Origin of the sequence: Microbacterium sp. JZ31, from assembly GCF_016805985.1 — a bacterium.
Taxonomy (GTDB): domain Bacteria; phylum Actinomycetota; class Actinomycetes; order Actinomycetales; family Microbacteriaceae; genus Microbacterium.
Genome location: NZ_CP017661.1, coordinates 1,342,969 through 1,365,299 on the forward strand (window position 1 = coordinate 1,342,969; position 22,331 = coordinate 1,365,299).

The window sequence follows — 22,331 nt, forward strand, 5'->3', positions numbered from 1 at the left end:
AGCCGCCTACTGGTCGTTGAGCGAGGAGCGCAGCGACGAGTCGAAACGTGGCGTGATCCTGAGGCGAGGCTCGGCGTGCGGCGATCAGCGGGCGGCGGGGAGCGCGCGGGCGAGTTCGCCGAGCACCTCGGTCGTGCCGGCCTCGATGCGCACGGTCGCGCGATTGTCCGCGCGGGTCTCGCCGCGGTTGACGATCACGACCGGCATCTTGCGCCGTCGCGCCCGCTCGACGAAGCGGATGCCCGAGTTGACCGCCAGCGAGGACCCGGCGATCAGCAGCGCCTGGCTGCTGTACAGCAGCTGCTCGGCCTCGCGGAACTTCTCGGCCGGGATGAACTCGCCGAAGAAGACGACGTCGGGCTTGAGCATGCCGCCGCACACCGTGCACTCCGGGATCACGAACCCCTCGGCGGTCTCGGGAAGCACGTCGCCGTCGGGGCCGAGCTTGACGTTCTCCGGCACGGTGATCCAGGGATTGGTCTGCTCGAGCCGTTCGGCGATGTCGCGGCGGTCGAAGACCTGGCCGCAGTGCGTGCAGAAGACCCGGCGCATCGTGCCGTGCAGCTCGACGACGCGGTGGCTGCCGGCCCGCAGGTGCAGGCCGTCCACGTTCTGCGTGATGACGCCGGTGGCGATGCCCTCACGCTCCAGTTCCGCGAGCGCCTCGTGCCCGGGGTTCGGCGCCGCGGCCGTGAACGCCCGCCAGCCCAGATGCGAGCCGACCCAGTACCGGCGTCGCGCGGCCTCATCGCTCAGGAAGGTCTGCGCGGTCATGGGAGTGCGACGGGGCGCACCCTGACCGCGGTAGTCGGGGATGCCCGAATCGGTCGAGACCCCGGCGCCGGTCAGCACGGCGACGCGGCGGCCGGCGAGGGCCTCGACCGCGCGGCCGAGATCCGCGGTCGTGTGGTCGTCGAGGTGGGGCACGGGCACGCAGAGAGTCTAGGCAATGCTTGTTACGTGCAGATGTTCCCCATCGACGACCCAGGCGATCCCCGGCTCGCGGACTACCGCGATCTGACCGACGTCGCGCTGCGGCGCGTCCTCGAGCCCGAGGGCGGGCTCTACATGGCCGAGTCGGCGAAGGTGCTCGCGCGCGCGCTCGCTGCGGGGCACCGGCCGCGCTCGGTGCTGACGCAGGGGCGCTGGGTGCCCGAGCTGACGGATGTGCTCGCGGGGCACGACGACGTGCCGGTGTACGTCGTGCCCGCCGCCGTCGCGGAGGGCGTCACGGGCTACGCGGTGCACCGCGGTGTGCTGGCCGCGATGCACCGGCCCGAGCCCAGAGCGGTCGCCGACGTCCTCGCCGGGGCCCGACTCGCGGTCATCCTGGAGGACATCGTCGACCACACGAACGTGGGCGCGGCGTTCCGCGCTGCCGCAGGCCTCGGAGCGGACGCCGTGCTCGTGACGCCGCGCTGCGCCGATCCGCTCTACCGGCGCAGCGTGCGGGTGAGCATGGGAACGGTGTTCCAGGTGCCGTGGACGCGTCTTCCCGAATGGCCCGAGGCCCGTGAGCAGCTGCACGAGGCGGGGTTCCACATCGCCGCGCTCGCGCTCGCCGAGGACGCCGTCTCCCTCGACGACTTCGCCGCAGATCCGCCGGCGCGGGTGGCGCTGCTGATGGGTGCCGAGGGAGACGGACTGTCGCGGCGGGCGCTGGCGGCGGCAGACTCGGTCGTGACGATCCCGATGTCGGGCGGCGTCGACTCGCTCAACGTGGCCTCCGCCAGCGCCGTCGCGCTGTGGGCCGTGAGCCGCGGCCGGCGCGGCTGATCAGACGAGCGGCTTGATCGTGCCGAGCGGCACGGCCTCGGGACGCTTCGCCGTGACGTTATCGCCCGAGGACTGGTGTCGCAGGCGCCGCAGCACCCACGGCACGAGGTGGGTGCGCGCCCACACGAGGTCGTGCGCGCGCGCCTGCCGCCACGTCGACGGCGGGAGCGGGTCCGGCTGCATGGGCTGCAGGTCGTTCGGCACGTTGAGCGCGCGCAGCACCATGCGGGCGACCTCGTGGTGGCCGAGCGGGTTCATGTGCAGCCGGTCGTCGTCGAAGAACCGCATGTCCTGGATCGACTTCAGGGCCCACTGATCCGCCACGATGCAGTCGTACTGATCGGCGATCGCGCGCAGGTTCTCGTTGTAGATCGCGACGCGACCCCGCAGCGGACGGAAGACAGGCGTGAAGCGCGTGTCGATGCCGGTGAAGATCACGACCGTCGCGCCCCCGCTGCCGAGCCGCTCGACGGCGCTCTCGAACAGCGACGCGACCTCGTCCGGATCGCCGCCGGGCCGGATGACGTCGTTGCCGCCCGCACAGAACGTCACGAGGTCGGGCTTGAGCGCCATGGCCGGCTCGATCTGCTCGTCGACGATCTGCGCGATCAGGCGCCCGCGCACCGCAAGGTTGGCGTACGCGAAGTCCTCGACCTGGCGGGACAGCACCTCGGCGACGCGGTCCGCCCAGCCGCGGTGCCCGCCGGGCGAGCCGGGCTCCGGGTCGCCGATGCCCTCCGTGAACGAGTCGCCGATCGCGACGAAGCGTCGCCACGGGTGGGGCTCCGGGTTCGCCACGAACGGACTGCGGACAGCGTCATCGGACATGGATCCTCCTGCGGGGACGGGAGCGGGACGCCCAGCAGACTACGCCGCACGCCGGACGCGCCGGGGCTCGGCCGAAGGTCGGAGGGGGCCGTTACCCTGGAACCCCATGCTGTCACCGTCCTATCCGCAGAGAGCGCCCTGGGGCACCGCCGGCAAGCTGCGCGCCTGGCAGCAGGAGGCGCTCGACGCCTACTTCGAGGCCGACAAGCGCGACTTCCTCGTGGCGGCCACGCCGGGCGCCGGAAAGACCACGTTCGCCTTGACGCTCGCCGGTGAGCTGCTGCGCACACGCGAGGTCGACAGGATCATCGTGGTCGCGCCGACCGAGCACCTCAAGACGCAGTGGGCGGATGCCGCGGCGCGCGCGCACATCCGGCTCGATCCCGCGTTCCGCAACCACCACACGACGTTCTCTCGTCAGTATCACGGCGTCGTGGTGACGTATGCGCAGGTTGCGGTGAAGGCGGCCGTGCACCGCGCGCTGACCGAGGGCGGCCGCACGCTCGTGATCCTCGACGAGGTGCACCACGGCGGCGAGGCGCTGAGCTGGGGCGACGCGCTGCGCGAGGCGTACGGTCCCGCGCGGCGCCGCCTGCTCCTGAGCGGCACGCCGTTCCGCAGCGACGACGCCCCGATCCCGTTCGTCGAGTACGCGCCCGACGCCCAGGGCCTGCGCACCTCGATCACCGACTACGCGTACGGCTACGGCCGCGCGCTGGCCGACGGCGTCGTCCGGCCCGTGCTGTTCCACGTCTACTCGGGGCACATGAAGTGGCGCACGCGCGCCGGCGACGAGCTCGAGGCGCACCTCGGCCAGGACAACATCAAGGACATCACGTCGCAGGCGTGGCGCACCGCGCTCGATCCGCAGGGCGAATGGATGTCGGCCGTTCTGAGATCCGCCGACGCGCGCCTGAGCGAGATCCGCCAGCACGTCCCGGACGCCGGCGGCCTCGTGCTCGCGACGGACCAGACCGCGGCGCGCGCGTACGCCAAGCTGCTGCACTCGATCACGGGCCAGCGCGCGACCGTCGTGCTGTCGGACGACACCGAGGCCTCCCAGCGCATCGAGCGGTTCTCGGAGAGCACGGATCGCTGGATGGTCGCGGTGCGCATGGTGTCCGAGGGCGTGGACGTGCCGCGCCTCGCGGTCGGCGTGTACGCCACATCGTCCTCCACGCCGCTGTTCTTCGCGCAGGCGATCGGGCGCTTCGTGCGCGCCCGGCGCCGCGGCGAGGCCGCGAGCGTGTTCCTGCCGCACGTGCCGACGCTCATGGCCCTGGCGAACGAGATGGAGCGTCAGCGCGACCACGTGCTCGACCGCGGCGAGAAGGACGAGGACGGCCTCGACGACTCGCTGCTGGAGGCCGCCGAGCGCGAGGACAAAGCGTCCGACGCCTTGACGGAGGAGGGCTCCTTCGAGGCGCTCGGCTCGGTCGCGCACTTCGACCGCGTCGTGTTCGACGGCAAGGAGTTCGGCCAGCTGGCCGTGCCCGGCACGGACGAGGAGCAGGAGTTCATCGGGCTTCCCGGGCTGCTCGAGCCCGAGCACGTGCACGAGCTCCTGATGCAGCGCGTCGCACGGCAGTCCCGGCATCGCCAGGCGCGCGAGGCGCGGGAGTCGGAGCTCGGCGACGAACCCGTCACGACGCTGCCGCAGCCGCTGCATCGCACGCTGCGCGAGCAGCGTCAGCTGCTCAACAGCCTGGTCGGCGTGTACGCGCGTCAGACCGGCGAGCCGCACGGCATGATCCACGCCGAGCTGCGGCGCCGCTGCGGCGGTCCCGAGGTCTCCAAGGCGACGGTCGCCCAGCTCCAGGCGCGCATCGACGTGCTGCGCAAGCGCGTGCGCTCCTAGGCCCCCCGTGCGCGCCGACTACTCGTTCGAGAGCCGCTGGGCGGTGCCGGCGCCTCCCGGCCGCTGCTGGCGCGAGATCGAGCGCACCGTCACGGGGGCCAGCGGCGCCTGGTGGCCCGGGGTGCGGGTCGAGCGTCCCGCGTCCGCGCTCACGCCCGGGGCCTCCGTCGTCCTCGCGGTGCGCGCGCCGCTCGGCTACCGGCTGCGCTGCACACTGCGGATCACCGCGATCGAGTCGGACTCCTCCCTCGACGCCGACAGCAGCGGCGATCTGGTCGGGCACGGCGCGATCCGGATCCGACCGACGGGCGACGGGTCGGCCATCGAGATCCGGTGGGACGTCACGGTGCAGCGCGCCTGGATGCGGATGCTCAGCCCGGTGCTGCGGCCGGTGTTCGCCGCAGCGCACGGGATGGTGATGCGGATGGGGGAGCGCGGGCTGCGCCGGGCGGTGAAAGGCGGTGCTTCGGGGATCCGAAATCCTGCCAATCCCGATCGCTGAGGCGGGCACCGGCCGCCTGCTGGCTAGCGTGGAGGCATCCCGTCTTCCCCTTCCTCCCTGGAGGCCCCTTGAGCGCGCCCGCAGCCACGTCCGTCGATCGCCGTCGTTGGGCGCAGTACCTGGCCGATGAGCGCGCCGAGGCGAACGTGTACCGGCGGCTCGCGGCGACGAAGGATGGCGAGGAGCGCGCGATCCTCGAGCAGCTCGCCCTCGCGGAGGGGCGCCACGAGGCGCACTGGCTCGCCCTGCTCGGCGGCGAGCCGGCCCGCATACCCCGCGCCAGCCTGCGCACGCGGATGCTCGGGTGGATGGCGGGCCGGTTCGGCACGATCTTCGTGCTGGCGCTCGCACAGCAGGCCGAGGCGCGCTCCCCGTACGACGGGGAGAAGTACGCGACGCCGGCCATGCGCGCCGACGAGAAGGTGCACCACGAGGTCGTGCGCGGCCTCGCGGCGCGCGGCCGCCGGCGGCTCTCCGGGACGTTCCGCGCGGCCGTGTTCGGCGCGAACGACGGTCTCGTGTCGAACCTCGCGCTCGTGCTCGGCATCGGTGCGACGGGCGTGGCCCCTCAGGTCGTGCTGTTCAGCGGCGTCGCGGGCCTGCTCGCGGGTGCGCTGTCGATGGGCGCGGGGGAGTTCGTGTCGGTGCGCTCGCAGCGCGAGCTGCTGGATGCGACCGAGCCCGGGACCTACGGCGACGGTGCGCTGCCGGACCTCGACATCGACTCGAACGAGCTCGCGCTCGTCTACCGCGCGCGCGGCATGGCCGCGGAGGAGGCCGACGCCCGCGCCCGCAGGGCGATCGCCGAGGCGCACGCCGGCCGCGTGCCCGTCCGCACGGGGGCCATCGACCTGCACGAGGTCGTCGGCGGCGCCTGGCGTGCCGCCGGATCGAGCTTCCTGTTCTTCGCGAGCGGCGCGGTCATCCCCGTGCTGCCGTGGCTGCTCGGGCTCACGGGAGTGCCCGCCGTCGTCGTGGCTCTGGTGCTCGTCGGCATCGCCCTGCTCGGCACAGGCGCGACCGTCGGGCTGCTGTCGGGCGCCTCGCCGCTCAAGCGCGCCCTGCGCCAGCTCGCGATCGGCTACGGCGCTGCGGCCGTGACGTATGTGCTCGGCCTCGCCTTCGGCGTGACGCTCGGCTGACGCCCGCCCGCGACCGGCATGTCCGGCTCGAACAGGCGTGCGCGGCCGTGCTCGGTCGCGGCGTGTCCGCCTGCTCGGGCCGCACGCCGACGGACGCGCCCGGGGCGCGACGGCGATTCGCCGGGCGGTTGAGCGCGTGGTAATGTTTCTCTTCGGTCGCGAAAGCGATCACAGCCCCGGTCGCAAGGTCGGGCACCCGGTTGCGCGGGTGGCGGAATAGGTAGACGCGCTAGCTTGAGGTGCTAGTGCCCGTATAGGGCGTGGGGGTTCAAGTCCCCCTCGCGCACAGACCGAAGGCCCCGGAGAGATCCGGGGCCTTCGTCGTTCCCGGGCGTCGATCCGCGCGGGCTAGGTTTGAACGCATGTCGTCGCCTGAGCTGCCCGAGGTCGCGCGGATCGCGCAGGACCTGATCCGGATCGACACCACCAACTGGGGCGGCGGACGCGCCAAGGGCGAGCGCGAGGCGGCAGAGTACGTCGGCGCGCACCTCGAGGGCCTCGGTCTCGAGCCGGAGTACTACGAGCCGATCGAGCGCCGCACGAACGTCGCGGCGCGCGTGCCGGGGCGCGACCGCGACAAGCCCGCCCTGGTGCTGCACGGTCACCTCGACGTCGTGCCCGCGGTCGCGGACGACTGGTCGGTCGACCCGTTCGCGGGCGAGATCCGCGACGGCATGCTGTGGGGCCGCGGCGCGGTCGACATGAAGAACATGGATGCGATGATCCTCGGCGCGGTCGGGGACATCCTGCGCGCCGGCGAGCAGCCCGAGCGCGATCTCGTGCTCGCGTTCTTCGCGGACGAGGAGAACGGCGGCGTCGAGGGGTCCCAGCTGGTGGTGCGCGACCGGCCGGACTGGTTCGCGGGCGCCACCCAGGCGATCAGCGAGGTCGGCGGCTACTCGATCCCCGTCGGCGACCGCAGCGCGTATCTGCTGCAGGTGGGGGAGAAGGCGCTGATGTGGGTCACGCTCGTCGCGCGCGGACGCGCGGGCCACGGCAGCCGCGTGCATCCCGACAACGCCGTCACGCGCCTGGCCGCCGCGGTCGCGCGCCTGGGCGCCACCGACTGGCCGGTCGAGATGACCGCGACGACCGAGCGCCTGCTCGCCGGCATCGCCGACATCGCCGGGATGGACCCGGCGTCCGCTCCCGACGCCCTCGCGGCGAGCACGGGGCCCGCGGCGGCGTTCGTCGCGTCGACGTTCCGCACCATCACCAACCCGACGGGCCTGACAGCCGGCTACAAGCACAACGTGATCCCGGACGCCGCGCAGGCGACGGTCGACATCCGCGTCCTGCCGGGCGCGGAGGAGGCCGTGCTCGCCGAGGTGCAGCGCATCGTCGGCGACGACATCGAGATCCGAATGTTCCATCGCGACATCGGCCTGGAGATCCCGTTCGAGGGCGCGCTGGTCGACGCGATGGTCGGCGCGCTCGGCCGGCACGACCCCGGCGTGCCGGTGCTGCCGTACCTGCTCGGCGCGGGAACCGACAACAAGGCGCTCGCGACGATCGGCATCGACGGCTACGGCTTCGCGCCGCTCAAGCTCCCTGCCGACCTCGACTTCACGGGCATGTTCCACGGCGTCGACGAGCGCGTGCCGATCGACGCGCTGGAGTTCGGCGTGCGCGTGCTGACGGATCTCGTCCGCACGTACTGACGGGCAGACCAGGAGGCGTCGCCTAGGCTCTTGGATCGTGCCGTTCCTCGAAGCGATCATCCTCGGCCTCGTGCAGGGCCTCACCGAGTTCCTGCCGATCTCGTCGAGCGCCCACATCCGCATCCTGGGCGAATTCCTGCCCTCGGCGACCGACCCGGGCGCGACCTTCACCGCGATCACGCAGATCGGCACCGAGGCCGCCGTGCTCGTGTACTTCTGGAACAAGATTGTGCGCGTGATCTCGCGGTGGGCGCAGTCGCTGGCCGGCCGCGTCCCGCGCAACGACCCGGACGCGCGCATGGGCTGGCTCGTGATCATCGGCACGCTGCCGATCGGCGTGCTCGGCTTCCTGTTCCAGGACGTCATCCGCGACGTGTTCCGCAACCTGTGGCTCGTCGCGATCGTGCTGATCGTCTTCGGCATCATCCTGGGCATCGCCGACCGCTACGGACGCCGCGACCGCGACCTCGACGACATCACGTATCCCAGCGGCGTGGCCATGGGCTTCGCGCAGGCGCTGGCCCTGGTGCCCGGCGTCTCGCGCTCGGGCGCCACCACCACGGCCGCCCGCCTGCTCGGCTACAACCGCACGGCGGCCGCCGAGTACGCCTTCCTGCTGGCGGTGCCCGCGGTGTTCGGCAGCGGCCTGTACGAGCTGCTGCACGCGCTCAACGAGCCGCAGAGCGGCCCGTACGGCATGGGCGAGACCGTCGTCGCGACGCTCGTCGCCGGCGTCGTGGGCTGGATCGTGATCGCCTACCTGATGCGCTACCTCAAGACCGGCAGCTTCCTGCCGTTCGTGATCTACCGCGTCGCGCTGGGCGGCGTGCTGCTGGTCCTGCTGGCGACCGGCGTGCTGCAGGCCTTCTAGCGGACGCCGCGCGCGGCGACGCGCTCTCAGCGGGACGCGTCAGCGGCCGCGCTCGTCCTTGCCCCGGCCGTCGCTGCGGCGCAGGTAGCTCTCGAACGCCTGCGCGATCGCGTCGCCCGACGCCTCGGGGGCGTCCACCGTGTCGCGCGCCTGCTCGAGCTGGCGGATGTACTCCCGCATCTCGTCGTCGTCGCTCGCGGCCGCGTCAATCGTCGCCTCCCACGTGGCGGCCTCCGCAGCGAGCGTGCCGCGCGGCACGTCCGCCGCGGCGAGCTCCTCGAGCCGGTCGAGCAGGGCGAGCGTTGCCTTGGGGGACGGCGTGTGACCCGCGACGTAGTGCGGCACGCTGGCCCACAGGCTCGCGGACGGGATGCCCGCCTGCTCGGCCGCGTCGCCGAGCACGCTCAGCACGCCGACGGGTCCCTCATAGCTGCTGCGCTCGAGCGCCAGGGCGCCGCGCAGCGCCTCGTTGTCGCTGCCCGCGAAGATCGAGATGGGCCGGGTGTGCGGCACGTCGGCCATCATCGAGCCCAGGGTGACGAAGCCCGTGATGTCCTCCCGCAGCGCGGCGTCGACGAACTCGGCCGCGAAGGCCTGCCATGCGCGGGCGGGCTCGACGCCCGTCAGCACCCAGAACTCCGTCTCGCCCTCGCGCGCGTTCACGGGACGGTGCAGCGTGGCCTCGGGCCAGCGCAGCCGCCGGCGGCCCGTCGCATCAGACTCCACGGTCGGGCGCGTGTACTGGTAGTCGAAGTAGAGCTCGGGGTCGACGCTGATCACCGGCTCGTACTCGCCGTTCGCAAGCAGGAGCCCCACGGCGCTCGTGGCGGCCTCGCCCGCGTCGTTCCATCCGTCGAACGCGGCGACGATGATCCTGCGTCCGAGGGTCGCGCCGGCGGCGGTTGCGGCGATGTCGGCCTCGTGCTCCACTCGGCTCCTCTCCGTCCGCCGCGCGACGTGCCCGGCGGGACTTCGTCCCAGGATAGGCGCGTCGTGCGCACATGGGGCCTGACGCGCGGTGATCTCTCGGGTCGCGCCGCGCGGTGCGCCGTCGGCTCGCAGGGGGCCTCCGGGTGGCCGCGGCTAGGCTGTCTCGGTGACTTCACCCCGCACCCTTCCCGGTCAGCAGAGCGCCGCCGCGCCGACCGGCCAGCTGCCCGCCGCCGTCCTGTGGGACATGGACGGCACGCTCGTCGACACCGAGCCCTACTGGATCGCGGCCGAGGCCCCGCTGGTCGAGGAGCACGGCGGCTCGTGGACGCACGAGGACGCGCTGCAGCTCGTCGGCCTGAGCCTCGATGCATCGGCGCGGATCCTGCAGGCCGCCGGCGTGCGGCTGAGCGAGGACGAGATCATCTCGACCCTGAGCGCGCGCGTGATCGCGATGTGCGCGGACAAGGGCGTGCCCTTCCGCCCGGGCGCGCTGGAGCTGCTGCGCGACCTCAGGGCGTCCGGTGTGAAGACCGGGCTCGTCACCATGTCGTACCGCCACATGGCCCTGTCCATCCTCGACCTGATCGAGTTCGAGGCGTTCGACGTCGTGGTCGCCGGCGACGACGCGAAGCGGCCCAAGCCCTTCCCGGACCCGTACCTCCAGGCCGCGGAGGCGCTGGGCGTGGACATCGCCGACACGGTCGCGATCGAGGACTCGCCCAACGGCCTGCGCTCGGCGATCGCATCGGGCGCGGTCGCCCTCGGCGTCCCGAACATCCTGCCGCTCGACGACCTCGGCGCGGACGCGCTCTGGCCGACGCTCGCCGACCGCTCGGCCGCGGACCTCGGCGCCCTCCACGCCGAGCGCGCCGCCGCCAAGGCGGCCCCGGCGAAGGAGGCCTCCGCATGACCGGCGTGCCCCGTCCGCGCGGACCGTTCCGCTACGGCGACCGCGTGCAGCTGACCGGGCCGAAGGCCCGCATGCACACCATCACGCTGCGCGAGGGCGGCGAGCTGCACACGCATCACGGCGTGCTCAAGCACGAGCAGCTCATCGGTCATCCGGACGGCTCAGTGTTCACCAACAGCTCGGGTCACGAGTACCTGGCGCTGCGCCCGCTGCTGCGCGACTTCGTGATGTCGATGCCGCGCGGCGCCGCGATCGTGTACCCGAAGGACGCCGCCGCGATCGTCGCGCAGGCCGACGTCTTCCCGGGCGCGGTCGTCGTCGAGGCGGGCGTCGGATCCGGCGCGCTGTCGCTGTCGCTGCTGCGTGCCGTGGGCTCGGAGGGGCGGCTGATCTCGTTCGAGCGGCGCGCCGAGTTCGCGGACGTCGCGCGCGGCAACGTCGAGACCTTCTTCGGCGAGATGCCGGACTTCTGGGAGGTGCGCGAGGGCGACCTCGCGGAGGCGCTGCCGCAGGCCGTCGAGCCGGGCTCGGTCGACCGCGTCGTGCTCGACATGCTCGCGCCGTGGGAGGTCATGGACGCGGTCGCCGACGCGCTCACGCCCGGCGGCGTGGTGATCTGCTACGTCGCGACCGCCACGCAGCTCTCGCGCGTCGCCGAGTACATCCGCGGCACGGGTGCCTTCACCGACCCCGAGGCGAACGAGACGATGGTGCGCGGCTGGCACGTCGAGGGCCTCGCCGTGCGACCGGATCACCGGATGGTCGCCCACACGGGCTTCCTGATCTCCGCGCGACGCCTCGCGCCCGGTGTCGTGCCGCCCGAGGTCAAGCGCCGGGCGTCGAAGAACAGCTTCTCGGACGAGGACGTGGAGATCTGGACGCCCGGTGCCGTGGGCGACAGGGAGATCACCGACAAGAACCTCCGCAAGCGCATCCGCGAGGCCCAGAAGGCCGCGCACGGCGCGCGGATCGCCTCCGGTCGCGCGGACGCCCCCGACGCCTCCGCCGCGTCGGAGGCACCGGAACGCGACGCATAGACTGAACGGCATGCGGAGAACTTCGGCCGTCCTCTCGACCGCCGCCCTGATCGGAGTCGCCCTCGTCGGCTGTGCGCCGGCCGGAACGGCCGGCGCGTCATGCGATCGCGTCGCGAACAGCGACCCCGAGACGATGTCCCAGATCGAGGTGTCGGGCGCGCTCGAGACGCAGCCCACGGTGGACGTGCGCACCCCGTTCGTCACCGCGGACGACGCGCACGCCGACGTCGAGCGCGGCGACGGTCCTGCGATCACGGACGTCGACCAGCCCGCGGTGCTCGACATCACGCTGATCGACGGCGAGAGCGGATCGCAGCTGCTGGGCACCGCTTACAGCGGCGACGTCACCGGCGTGAGCCCGCTGTCGGGGTGGACGTCGCAGTTCCCCGCGTTCGAGGACGCGCTGCTGTGCGCCACCGAGGGATCCCGCATCGCGGTCGCGATCTCGCAGGACGGCGTCACCGAGGAGACCCGCGCGATGTACGCGCAGGCCGGTCTGCCGCAGGAGGGCTCGCTCATCGCCGTCATCGACGTGCGCAAGGTGCTGCCGCGCGCCGCCTCCGGCGAGGTGCAGTTCAACGCCGGCCTGGGTCTGCCCACCGTCGTGCGCACGCCCGACGGCGTCCCCGGGATCATCGTCCCCGATGCCACCGCCCCGTCCGAGGTCGTGGTGCAGACGCTGATCAAGGGCGACGGCCCCGTGCTCGGCGCGGACGAGGCAGCGGTCGTGCACTACACGGGCGTGACGTGGGACGAGCGCGAGGTGTTCGACTCGACGTGGCAGGGCGAGCCGCCCATGCCCGCGACGCTGGTGCCCGACCAGGTCGTGCCCGGCTTCGCCCAGGCGCTCGAGGGTCAGACGATCGGCTCGCAGGTCATGGTGGTCATCCCGCCTGACCAGGGCTACGGCGACCAGGCCCAGGGCACGATCCCGGCGAACTCGACGCTCGTCTTCGTGATCGACATCCTCGGCTCGACTCCGGCCACCGCCGTCCCCGCGCCGTAACGCCCGCCGCAGTCACGGCGTCGTAGGACACCGCGCCGCGGGAGCGCGTGGCGTGCCCCGCCTCGGCCTAGGATGGCCAGGTGGCGGAGAGGATCCAGGCGGAAGAGCGCCAGCTGAACCTGATCGTGGCGCTCATGGCCACAGAGATCGGGCTGACGAAGCAGCAGATCCTCGAGTCCGTGTCGGGTTACCGCCAGCGCGCCGGCGCCAAGGCCGACGCGCTCGAGAAGATGTTCGAGCGCGACAAGGACGACCTGCGCGAGCTCGGCGTGCCGATCGAGACGATCGGCGACAGCGCCGACCCCAACGATCTCCGGGAAGCGCGCTACCGCATCCCGAAGGCGGAATACGACCTTCCCGCCGACATCACGTTCACGCCCGCGGAGGTCGCAATCCTGGCGCTCGCGGGCTCCGTGTGGAGCGAGGGCTCGCTGTCCAAGGACGCCACGACGGGACTGCGCAAGATCCGCGCCCTGGGGATCGAGGTCGACGAGCCCATCATCGGCTTCGCGCCGCGCATGACCGTGCGGGAGCCGTCGTTCGGGCCGCTGCGCGACGCGATCGAGGCGTGCCGGGTGGTGACGTTCGACTACCTGAAGCCGGGGGAGGAGAAGCCCCGCCGTCGCCGCGTGCGGCCGCTCGCCCTCGTCGACTACGAGGGGCGCTGGCACGTCTCGGCGCACGACATCGACGCGGACGGCGACAGGATGTTCCTGCTGGCGCGGATCGTCGGGGACGTGGTCGCGACGCGCGAGCGCTTCGATCCCGAGCTGCGCGTGGGGGCGGGCGCGCGGGCCGAGGAGAGCCTGCGCGAGGTCGCGGCGCGCAACCAGGCGCTGCTCGAGGTCACACCGGGAAGCGAGGCCGCGCTGCGTCTCGCGCGGCGCGGAGAGCCGGCCGCGCAGGGGATGCACGTGTCGTTCGTCGACCTGCACATCTTCGCGGACGAGCTCGCGTCGTACGGCCCCGAGGTGCGGGTCGTCGAGCCGGACGAGCTGCGCGCGGCGGTCGTGGCGCGCCTGCGTGCCGCGCGCGATGCCCACGCGACGGAGGGGAGCGCCGCATGACCAAGCTGCTGACACCCGATCGCGTGACGCTGTACCTGACGCTGGTCCCGTACCTCGTCGAGCGCGGCGAGGTGTCTCTCGAGGACGCCGCGCGCGACTTCGACGTGACGCCCGCGCAGATGCGCACGATGGTCGAGAAGCTGACGCTGATCGGCCGCCCCGAGCAGATGCCCGATGACCTGTTCGACATCAACTGGGACCTTCTCGACGAGCAGGGGATCATCGAGATCACCCAGTCCGTCGGGCTCGAGCGCTCGCCCCGCCTGACCGCGCGCGAGGCGGCCGCGCTGCTCGGCGGTCTTCGGCTGGCCGGGTCTCTGCCCGGTGTCGCGGGCGGCGAGGTGTACGCGGGGCTGCTCGCCAAGCTGTCGCGCGGCGCGTCCGGGGCGCCCGCCGAGGTGGTCGTCGTGCCCGAGCCGGTCGACGAGGTGCGCGCGCTGGTGTCGCAGGCGCTGCGCGACCAGGTGACGCTCTCGTTCACCTACCGCCGACCGGACGCCGAGCCCACCACGCGCACGGTCGATCCGGTGAAGGTCATCGTGACCGAGGGGCAGTGGTACCTGCAGGGCTGGTGCCACATGCGGCGCGCGATGCGGAACTTCCTGCTCGAGCGCGTGAGCGATCCGCGCGTCACGGACGATCCGATCCAGCATGCGCACGACCCGGTGCCCGACATGTTCGAGCCGGGCGAGAACGACGAGGTCGCGGTCGTGCGGTTCGCCGACGACCTCGCCCCGCTCGTCGGCGACTACCTGTCCGGCGCGGAGACGTCGTCGTCGGGCGGCATCACGACCGCGCGGCTGCGCGTGTCCGATGCCCGCACCCTGAAGCGGCTCGCCGCGCGTCGCGCCGGGCGGGTCGAGATCGTGGAGCCGCCCTCGGCGCGTCGGGCCGCGGCGGAGTGGGCGACCGCGGCGCTCGCGCTCTACGGCGAAGACGCCTGAGCGGCGCCCGCGGCCGCGAAGCCGTGCCGCGCCCTGGGCGCGCTCTCCCGGCTGGTGGAGAGGTGGCGCGGTTAGACTTGCCATGCATCCCGCCCGACCGCGAACGACGGAGATCCCCCTCATGCTCGGCAACCTGAACGGCTGGCACCTGCTCATCCTGCTCGCCGTGATCCTGCTCCTGTTCGGTGCGGCGCGCCTTCCCGCGCTGGCCAAGAGCCTCGGCCAGTCCGCACGACTCTTCCGCGGCGAGATGAAGCAGCTCAAGGCCGAGGACGGCGACACCCCGCCGCCCGCGACCGGAACGCAGGCGCAGGGCTACCCCGGGACGGGCGACGCGACGCGACGCGACCCCGACACGGACGATCCGCGCCCCACGAACACCCCGTAGCAGTGGTGGCTTCGCAGGCCGCCGCCACCAGCGACGACCAGCCGTACCGCGATCGGCGGATGACGCTGGCGCAGCACCTCGTCGAGCTGCGCCGACGCCTCGTGATCGCGGCCGCCGCGCTCGTCGTCGGCATGATCGTGGCCTTCTTCGTAACGGATCCGATCATCGCGTTCCTGCTCGGCCCGATCGCGGAGGTCGCCGACCAGCTCGGCGACGACTTCACGCGGCTCGTCTACACGGGCGTGACGAGCTCGTTCGACATGCGCATGCGCATCGCCTTCGCCATCGGCCTGCTGTTCTCGGCGCCCGTCTGGCTGTGGCAGATCTGGGCGTACGTCATGCCCGGGCTCACCAGGCGCGAGGTGCGGTACACGATCGGCTTCATGGCCTCCGCCGTCCCGCTGTTCTTCGCGGGCTGCTACGTGGGCGTGCTGATCATGCCGCACATCCTGCTGCTGATGTCGTCGTTCGTGCCCGATCAGCAGTTCGCCTCGCAGTTCTACGAGGCCGCGGCGTACTACGACTTCGCGTTCAAGACCGTCACCGTCATCGGGATCGCGTTCGTCTCGCCCGTCTTCCTCGTCGCGCTGAACCTCGCGGGGATCGTGTCGGGCATGGAGATCCTCAAGGGCTGGCGCGTCGCGATCATCGTCGCGACCGCTTTCGCGGCGGTGTCGACGCCGGCGGCCGACATCGCCTCGATGCTGCTGCTCGCCGGGGTCCTCGTCGTGCTGTACTTCTGCGCCGTCGGGGTCTCGCTGCTGTTCGACCGGCGTAAGCGCAAGCGCGAACGGGCGCTGCTGGCGGAGGAGTCATGACCGATCACAGCCCTGCCGAGCGCTACGCCGCAGCGCGCGAGAACCGGGAGCACCCGCAGACCCACGCGTTCGCCGAGGCGCAGCGGTTCCGGCTCGACGAGTTTCAGATCGAGGCGTGCCGCGCGCTCGAGGGAGGGCGCAGCGTCCTCGTGGCCGCGCCGACCGGCGCCGGGAAGACGATCGTGGGCGAGTTCGCGGTGCACCTGGCGATGCAGACGCCGAACCAGAAGGCGTTCTACACGACGCCGATGAAGGCGCTGTCGAACCAGAAGTTCCGCGAGCTGCAGGACGTCTACGGCGAGGACGAGGTCGGCCTGCTCACGGGCGACACCAACATCAACGGCGACGCGCGCGTCATGGTCATGACGACCGAGGTGCTGCGCAACATGCTGTACGCCGACTCGCCCGCGCTGCGCGGCCTGCGCTACGTGGTGATGGACGAGGTGCACTACCTCGCCGACCGCTTCCGTGGCGCGGTGTGGGAGGAGGTCATCATCCACCTCCCGTCCGACGTCCGGCTCGTGTCGCTCAGCGCGACCGTGTCGAACGCGGAGGAGTTCGGCGACTGGCTCGACACCGTGCGTGGCGAGACCGACGTCATCGTGTCGGAGACGCGGCCCGTGCCGCTCGAGCAGCACGTGCTGGTGCGCGGCGACCTGCTGCCGCTGTTCGACGACCGCGCGGGCGTGGCGACGGCGCAGGTGAACCAGGAGCTCCTGCGGATGCGCGGCGGCCAGGCGTTCGCCGCCAACAGCTCGTTCCTCGAGGCGCGCCGCGGCGGCCGCCGTCGCGGCGGCTATCACCGGCCGGGGCCGCCGCGCCGGGCCGAGCGGATCGACCGTCCCGAGGTCGTGCAGCTGCTCGAGCGCTCGAACCTGCTGCCCGCGATCTTCTTCATCTTCAGCCGCGTGGGCTGCGACGCCGCGGTCCAGCAGGTGCGGCGATCCGGCCTGCGCCTGACGACGGCGGACGAGCGTCGCGAAATCCGCGAGATCGTGCAGTCGCGCACGGCCGCGCTGCCGGACGAGGACCTCGCGGCCCTCGGCTACTGGGAGTGGGTGGAGAACCTCGAACGCGGCGTCGCGTCGCACCACGCGGGGCTGCTGCCGGCCTTCAAGGAGGTCGTCGAGGAGCTCTTCCAGCGCAAGCTCGTCAAGGCCGTGTTCGCGACCGAGACGCTCGCACTCGGCATCAACATGCCCGCCCGCACGGTGGTGCTCGAGAAGCTCGAGAAATTCAACGGAGAGGCGCGCGTCGCCATCACGTCGGGGGAGTACACGCAGCTCACGGGTCGAGCGGGCCGCCGCGGCATCGACGTCGAGGGCCACGCGGTCGTCCAGTGGAGCGAGGGGATGGACCCGCAGGCGGTCGCCGCGCTCGCGTCCCGTCGCACGTATCCTCTGAACTCGAGCTTCCGGCCGACGTACAACATGGCCGTGAACCTCATCGACCAGTTCGGCCGCGCGCGAGCGCGCGAGGTGCTGGAGTCGTCGTTCGCGCAGTTCCAGGCCGATCGCGCCGTCGTGGGCCTCGCCCGGCAGGTCAAGGAGGCCGAGGACTCGCTCGCCGGCTACGAGAAGGCGATGACGTGCGAGCACGGTGACTTCACCGAGTACTCGGGCATCCGGCGCGAGCTGAGCGACCTCGAGAAGCTGAACCGCAAGGACGTCACGGCAGGCCGCGGCACGCGCGAGAAGCGTCAGCGCGAGATCAACGGGCTGCGCCGCCGTATGCAGCGGCACCCGTGCCATCGCTGCCCCGATCGCGAGAAGCACGCGCGCTGGGCTGAGCGCTACTGGAAGCTGCGCCGCCAGACCGACAAGACCCGGCGCCAGATCGAGAACCGCACGGGCACTGTCGCGCGCGTGTTCGACCGGATCATCGACGTGCTCACGACGCTCGACTACGTGCGTCTCGAGGACGACGAGGCGACCCTGACGGCCGCCGGGCGGCGTATGCGGCGGATCTACGGCGAGCGGGATCTGCTCGTCGCGGAGTCGCTGCGCACCGGGATCTGGAAGAACCTCGACGCCGCCTCGCTCGCGGCGCTCGCCTGCTGCCTCGTGTACGAGCCGCGCGGTCGCGATGACGGCGGTGCGGATCCGCGCTCCCTTCCGCGCGGCGCATTCCGGCTCGCGCTCGCCGAGACCGAGGAGCTCTGGGCCCGCCTGGACGACCTCGAGCAGGACAACCGCCTCCCGGGCACCGAGCCCGTCGCGACGGGCCTCGCGGCCGCGATGCATCTGTGGGCGCGCGGCGGTCTGCTGGATCGCGTGCTGCTGGAGGCCGACATGGCGGCGGGTGACTTCGTGCGCTGGGCGAAGCAGACGATCGACCTGCTCGACCAGCTCTCGCTCGTCGCGGACGGCGAACTGGCCCGGACGGCGCGGCGCGCCCTCGACGCCGTGCGACGCGGAATCGTCGCGTACAGCTCGGTATGAGTGGCACGCGTACGCCGTCCGCCGCTCGCGCCCAGCGGAGCGGCTCGCGGAAGAGCGGCACGCCGAGAGGCGACGCCCGCAAGAGCACGCGGCCGGCCCCGGCCCGGCCGCTTCTGCCGCTGTGGGCGGCGACGATCGCCGCCGCGGTCGGCGGCCTCGCGCTCGACGCGTCGTTCCCGTCGCTCGGCATCTGGGCTCTCGCCCCCGTGGCGGTCAGCCTGTCGCTCGTGTCGCTGATCGGCCGCACGGCCCGCGGCGCGCTGCTCGTGGGGCTCGCGTTCGGCGGGTTCTTCTGGTTCCCGCACATCGACTGGTCGGCGAGCTTCCTCGGCGACAATCCGCAGGCGTGGCTGCCGTGGATGGCCCTCGCGGGCCTGCAGACGGTCTTCACCGGAGTCGGCGCGATTCCGATGGCGCTCGTGTACGGCTGGTTCCGAGGCGGCCGGTGGGCCCGCCTGATCCTGCTGCCGCTGCTGATCGGCGCCCTGTGGACCGCGCGCGAGCTCATCACGGGCAGCTGGCCATATGGCGGCTTCGCGTGGGGCCGGATCGGCATGAGTCAGTCCGAGAGCCCGCTCGCGCACGTCGCATCGTGGGTGGGGGTGAGCGGCCTCACGTTCCTGATCGTCGTCTTCTGCGCGGCGGTGATCGAGGTCGTGCGGCTGCGCTCGTGGCGGCCGATGTCGCTCGTGCCTGCGGCGGCACTGGCGCTCATCCTGCTCGTGCTGCCACAGTGGCAGACCTCGGCGGCCGGCACGCTGAGGGTCGGCGCGGTGCAGGGGAACGGCCCGACCGCGTACTTCGACGAACGCGAGGACTGGGCGGTGCTCGACGCGCAGCTCGAGGCCTCCGCACCGCTCGAGGACGAGCAGGTCGACCTCGTCGTATGGCCGGAGGGCGGCGTCGAGTACGACCCGCTGCAGGAGCCGATCACGGACGACCGGCTCACGGAGGCCGCGCGTGCGTACGGCGCGCCGATCCTCATGAACGCCGCCTCGGTCGACGGCGAGGACGTCTTCAACACGTCCATGCTGTGGACGGCCGAGGGCGAGGACGTCGCGGGAGGACTTCAGACGCACGCGAAGCGGCATCCGGTGCCGTTCGGCGAGTATGTGCCGGATCGGCCGTTCTTCGAGGCGATCGTGCCCGACCTGATCGGGATGATCGGGAGGGAGTACACGCCGGGCACCGACGCGCCGGTCGTGCGGGTCGGCGACACGGTCGTGGGCCTCGCGATCTGCTTCGATGTGATCGCGGACGACCTCATCCGCGAGGGCGCGACCGGGGGCGCGCAGGTCTACGTGTTCCAGACCAACAACGCAGACTTCCGCGGCACGGACGAGAACCTTCAGCAGCTCGCGTTCGCCCGCATGCGCGCGATCGAGACGGGCCGCACCGTCGTCAACCTGTCGACGGTCGGGACGAGCCAGATCATCGCGCCGGACGGCGCATCCGTGTCGTCTCTCGGGGTCGACGAGGCCGGGGCGCTGATCGGCGACGTCGAGCTGCGAGACGGCCTCACGCCTGCCGTGGTGGTGGGCGGCGCGGTGCAGCAGATCCTGCTGTGGGGTGCGATGGCCGGCCTTGCGCTCGTCGCCCTCCTGCACTTCACGCACGGCCCGTCGGGACCGGCCGCGCGCCGCACTCCGACCCGGCGCACCCGCTCCGACGTCCAGCGCGTCCAGGCGATGTTCCGCTGAGCCGTGCCTCCCGTGAAGCTGATGCGCGCTCAGACCCGTATCGCGCGATGACGGCGCGGCGGATCCTGCTTGTGCGGCATGCGATGCCGGCTGCGGATGCGGCGACGCCTCCGCGCGAATGGCCTCTCTCGGGTGACGGGCACGCGCGCGCAGTCCAGCTCCGCCACCGCATCCCGGATGAGGCGACTCTTCTGTGCAGCGACGAGCGGAAGGCGATCGAGACGCTGGAGAGCGCGACGGGCCGCGCGCCTGTCATCGATGCGCGCTTCGGTGAGGTCCGCCGTCCCGGTGAGCCGTTCGACGATCAGGCCACGGCGCGTAGACGCGCGTGGGTGGAAGGCCGGCTGGACGAGCGCCACATCGGCTGGGAGAGTCCGCTCCGCGCCGCCGCCCGTTTGGACGAGGCGGTGCGCGCGCACGCCGGCGACCCCGTGATCGGAACGCACGGGATGATCCTCTCCGCCTGGCTGGTCAGCCGAGGGATCCTCACGCGCGGCGCCGAGGCAGGTCTGTTCTGGGCGTCCCTTGGCTTTCCGGATCTCGTCGACGTCAGGATCTGAGTCGGTTCGGGCCGGATGCAGGCTGAGCGGCCGGCGTGCAGGCTCATCCGCCCCTCCGTGCGACACGCGTCACAGCCGGCCGGTCCGCGGGCCGCTCCGGCCGCTCGGCCTGCCGTGCGTCGAGCGCTGACGCGCTCCGCGACCGGATGCAACCCCCTCGGCGGCGCGGCGTCGGCTTCGTAGGATCGGGGCATGACGATCGATGGAACGCCTGACGAGATCGAGAAGAGCTGGTGGTACAACTCGCGCACGGGCGAGGTGGAGCACGGGCCCGAATCGCCCTCGATGAACCGCATCGGGCCCTTCGCGAGCGAGGAGGAGGCGCGCCGTGCCCCCGAGACGCTGGCCGCGCGCTCCAAGGCCTGGGAGGACGAGGACCGGCGGGAGGACAGCTGGGGCGGCACGCCCTGATTCCACGCGGCGTGCCGCGTCGCCGACGCCCCCTGCGGAGCGCGTCGGTGACGCGGTCGCGCACCCTTCGACCAGTAGGCTGATCGAGCGGCACAGCGGCCGCGCTCACCGGCCCACGCCACTCCCGAAGGGACACGATGGACAAGCAGCGGGACTTCGTACTGCGCACGATCGAGGAGCGCGGCGTCAAGTTCGTGCGCCTCTGGTTCACGGACGTCGTCGGAACGCTGAAGTCCGTCGCGATCGCCCCCGCGGAGGTCGAGGGCGCGTTCAGCGAGGGCATCGGCTTCGACGGATCGGCGATCGAGGGCCTCACGCGCACGTACGAGTCCGATCTGCTCGCGCACCCGGATCCCACGACCTTCCAGATCCTGCCGTGGCGCGGCGAGATCGACCCGACCGCCCGGATGTTCTGCGACCTCACCACGCCGGATGGGCAGCCCGCCGTGGCGGACCCGCGCAACGTCCTCAAGCGCACGCTCGCCAAGGCCGCGGACGCCGGCTTCACGTTCTACACGCACCCCGAGATCGAGTTCTACCTGCTCAAGTCGGCGACGCCGGGCGAGGACGGGCTCGAGCCGGTCGACCGCGCGGGCTACTTCGACAACGTCCCCGGCGGAACGGCGCACGACTTCCGCCGCCGTTCGGTGCGGATGCTCGAGGACCTCGGCATCTCGGTCGAGTACAGCCACCACGAGGGCGGCCCGGGGCAGAACGAGATCGACCTGCGCTACGCGGACGGCCTCACGATGGCCGACAACATCATGACCTTCCGCACGGTCGTGAAGGAGGTCGCGATCGAGGAGGGCGTGCACGCCACGTTCATGCCGAAGCCGCTCCATGGCGAGCCCGGCAGCGGCATGCACACCCACATGTCGCTGTTCGAGGGCGACACGAACGCGTTCTACGAGGAGGGCGCGGAGTACCAGCTCTCCAAGATCGGCCGCCGGTTCATTGCGGGCCTGCTGCGCCACGCGAACGAGATCTCGCTCGTGACGAACCAGTTCGTCAACTCGTACAAGCGCCTGTGGGGCGGCGACGAGGCGCCGAGCTACATCACGTGGGGTCACAACAACCGCTCGGCGCTCGTGCGCGTGCCGATGTACAAGCCGGGCAAGAGCCAGTCGGCGCGCATCGAGCACCGCGGCATCGACTCGGCGGCGAACCCGTACCTGGCGTACGCGCTCATGCTCGCCGCGGGTCTGAAGGGCATCGAGGAGGAGTACGAGCTTCCCGCCGAGGCCGAGGACAACGTGTGGGCCCTGAGCGACTCCGAGCGCCGCGCACTCGGATACCGCCGCCTGCCCTCCAGCCTGTACGACGCCATCGGGCACATGGAGGACAGCGAGCTCGTGGCCGAGACGCTCGGCGAGCAGGTGTTCAGCTACGTGCTGAGCAACAAGCGCCGCGAGTACGAGCAGTACCGTGCGCAGGTGACGCCGTTCGAGCTGAAGCACAGCCTCGACATCATCTGAGCC

At 72.0% G+C, this 22,331-nt stretch carries 21 protein-coding genes and 1 tRNA gene; 19 read left to right on the top strand and 3 right to left on the bottom strand.

The window, feature by feature from the left end; all coding sequences use genetic code 11:
• Nucleotides 1-84 precede the first annotated feature (84 nt).
• Nucleotides 85-933 (bottom strand): Sir2 family NAD-dependent protein deacetylase, encoded by an 849-nt coding sequence (locus BJP60_RS06365; RefSeq protein WP_203138374.1) that lies wholly within the window; start codon nucleotides 931-933, stop codon nucleotides 85-87.
• Between the two features lie 33 nt (nucleotides 934-966).
• On the opposite strand from BJP60_RS06365, the gene BJP60_RS06370 reads away from it, so the two are divergent.
• Nucleotides 967-1,776: a TrmH family RNA methyltransferase gene (locus tag BJP60_RS06370; protein WP_203139025.1), complete on the top strand. Its 810-nt coding sequence runs from the start codon at nucleotides 967-969 to the stop codon at nucleotides 1,774-1,776.
• On the opposite strand, the gene BJP60_RS06375 is transcribed toward BJP60_RS06370, so the two are convergent.
• Complete coding sequence (locus BJP60_RS06375) at nucleotides 1,777-2,604, bottom strand: SGNH/GDSL hydrolase family protein (RefSeq protein WP_203138375.1); 828 nt, start codon at nucleotides 2,602-2,604, stop codon at nucleotides 1,777-1,779. It lies immediately after the preceding gene.
• A 106-nt stretch (nucleotides 2,605-2,710) separates the two neighbouring features.
• On the opposite strand from BJP60_RS06375, the gene BJP60_RS06380 reads away from it, so the two are divergent.
• The 6 genes from BJP60_RS06380 (at nucleotide 2,711) to BJP60_RS06405 (ending at nucleotide 8,638) form a co-directional block, all read left to right on the top strand.
• The gene (locus BJP60_RS06380) at nucleotides 2,711-4,462 is read left to right on the top strand and encodes a DEAD/DEAH box helicase (RefSeq protein WP_203138377.1); all 1,752 of its coding nucleotides are present in this window, start codon (nucleotides 2,711-2,713) and stop codon (nucleotides 4,460-4,462) included.
• A gap of 7 nt (nucleotides 4,463-4,469) precedes the next feature.
• Nucleotides 4,470-4,964: a hypothetical protein gene (locus tag BJP60_RS06385; protein ID WP_203138379.1), complete on the top strand. Its 495-nt coding sequence runs from the start codon at nucleotides 4,470-4,472 to the stop codon at nucleotides 4,962-4,964.
• A gap of 68 nt (nucleotides 4,965-5,032) precedes the next feature.
• Nucleotides 5,033-6,106 (top strand): VIT1/CCC1 transporter family protein, encoded by a 1,074-nt coding sequence (locus BJP60_RS06390; protein ID WP_203138380.1) that lies wholly within the window; start codon nucleotides 5,033-5,035, stop codon nucleotides 6,104-6,106.
• Nucleotides 6,107-6,307: 201 nt separating this feature from the next.
• Nucleotides 6,308-6,393: transfer RNA gene (locus BJP60_RS06395), tRNA-Leu, on the top strand.
• Nucleotides 6,394-6,468: 75 nt separating this feature from the next.
• Nucleotides 6,469-7,767, top strand: a complete 1,299-nt coding sequence (locus tag BJP60_RS06400) for a M20/M25/M40 family metallo-hydrolase (RefSeq protein ID WP_203138381.1) — start codon at nucleotides 6,469-6,471, stop codon at nucleotides 7,765-7,767.
• Nucleotides 7,768-7,804: 37 nt separating this feature from the next.
• Nucleotides 7,805-8,638, top strand: a complete 834-nt coding sequence (locus tag BJP60_RS06405; RefSeq protein ID WP_203138382.1) for an undecaprenyl-diphosphate phosphatase — start codon at nucleotides 7,805-7,807, stop codon at nucleotides 8,636-8,638.
• Nucleotides 8,639-8,677: 39 nt separating this feature from the next.
• On the opposite strand, the gene BJP60_RS06410 is transcribed toward BJP60_RS06405, so the two are convergent.
• Entirely contained in the window at nucleotides 8,678-9,568 is an 891-nt protein-coding gene (locus BJP60_RS06410) for a PAC2 family protein (RefSeq protein WP_238439600.1), read from the bottom strand.
• A 166-nt stretch (nucleotides 9,569-9,734) separates the two neighbouring features.
• On the opposite strand from BJP60_RS06410, the gene BJP60_RS06415 reads away from it, so the two are divergent.
• The 12 genes from BJP60_RS06415 to BJP60_RS06470 all read left to right on the top strand — a co-directional run bounded on the left by BJP60_RS06415 (nucleotide 9,735) and on the right by BJP60_RS06470 (nucleotide 22,328).
• Nucleotides 9,735-10,481 (top strand): HAD family hydrolase, encoded by a 747-nt coding sequence (locus BJP60_RS06415; RefSeq protein ID WP_442923413.1) that lies wholly within the window; start codon nucleotides 9,735-9,737, stop codon nucleotides 10,479-10,481.
• Entirely contained in the window at nucleotides 10,478-11,518 is a 1,041-nt protein-coding gene (locus BJP60_RS06420; protein ID WP_203138383.1) for a tRNA (adenine-N1)-methyltransferase, read from the top strand. The genes BJP60_RS06415 and BJP60_RS06420 overlap by 4 nt, the downstream gene beginning before the upstream one ends.
• Nucleotides 11,519-11,528: 10 nt before the next feature.
• Nucleotides 11,529-12,524 (top strand): FKBP-type peptidyl-prolyl cis-trans isomerase, encoded by a 996-nt coding sequence (locus tag BJP60_RS06425; RefSeq protein ID WP_203138386.1) that lies wholly within the window; start codon nucleotides 11,529-11,531, stop codon nucleotides 12,522-12,524.
• Nucleotides 12,525-12,604: 80 nt separating this feature from the next.
• Complete coding sequence (locus tag BJP60_RS06430) at nucleotides 12,605-13,591, top strand: helix-turn-helix transcriptional regulator (RefSeq protein ID WP_238439601.1); 987 nt, start codon at nucleotides 12,605-12,607, stop codon at nucleotides 13,589-13,591.
• Complete coding sequence (locus tag BJP60_RS06435) at nucleotides 13,588-14,535, top strand: helix-turn-helix transcriptional regulator (protein WP_203138387.1); 948 nt, start codon at nucleotides 13,588-13,590, stop codon at nucleotides 14,533-14,535. Before BJP60_RS06430 ends, BJP60_RS06435 begins: the two co-directional genes overlap by 4 nt.
• 121 nt (nucleotides 14,536-14,656) lie before the next feature.
• On the top strand, nucleotides 14,657-14,923 hold the full coding sequence (locus BJP60_RS06440; protein ID WP_203139034.1) for a twin-arginine translocase TatA/TatE family subunit: 267 nt from the start codon (nucleotides 14,657-14,659) through the stop codon (nucleotides 14,921-14,923).
• Nucleotides 14,924-14,982: 59 nt separating this feature from the next.
• Nucleotides 14,983-15,741, top strand: coding sequence for a twin-arginine translocase subunit TatC (gene tatC, locus BJP60_RS06445; RefSeq protein ID WP_203139041.1), 759 nt, complete (start codon nucleotides 14,983-14,985; stop codon nucleotides 15,739-15,741).
• Nucleotides 15,738-18,182 carry a DEAD/DEAH box helicase gene (locus tag BJP60_RS06450; RefSeq protein ID WP_203138391.1) on the top strand — a complete coding sequence of 815 codons (2,445 nt, stop codon included), beginning with the start codon at nucleotides 15,738-15,740 and terminating at the stop codon, nucleotides 18,180-18,182. The genes tatC and BJP60_RS06450 overlap by 4 nt, the downstream gene beginning before the upstream one ends.
• Nucleotides 18,179-19,882 (top strand): apolipoprotein N-acyltransferase, encoded by a 1,704-nt coding sequence (gene lnt / locus BJP60_RS06455; protein WP_203138399.1) that lies wholly within the window; start codon nucleotides 18,179-18,181, stop codon nucleotides 19,880-19,882. Before BJP60_RS06450 ends, lnt begins: the two co-directional genes overlap by 4 nt.
• Nucleotides 19,883-19,929: 47 nt before the next feature.
• Nucleotides 19,930-20,442: a histidine phosphatase family protein gene (locus BJP60_RS06460; RefSeq protein ID WP_203138400.1), complete on the top strand. Its 513-nt coding sequence runs from the start codon at nucleotides 19,930-19,932 to the stop codon at nucleotides 20,440-20,442.
• 192 nt (nucleotides 20,443-20,634) lie between these two features.
• Complete coding sequence (locus tag BJP60_RS06465; RefSeq protein ID WP_203138403.1) at nucleotides 20,635-20,853, top strand: SPOR domain-containing protein; 219 nt, start codon at nucleotides 20,635-20,637, stop codon at nucleotides 20,851-20,853.
• A 137-nt stretch (nucleotides 20,854-20,990) separates the two neighbouring features.
• On the top strand, nucleotides 20,991-22,328 hold the full coding sequence (locus tag BJP60_RS06470) for a glutamine synthetase family protein (protein ID WP_203138404.1): 1,338 nt from the start codon (nucleotides 20,991-20,993) through the stop codon (nucleotides 22,326-22,328).
• Nucleotides 22,329-22,331 lie beyond the last annotated feature (3 nt).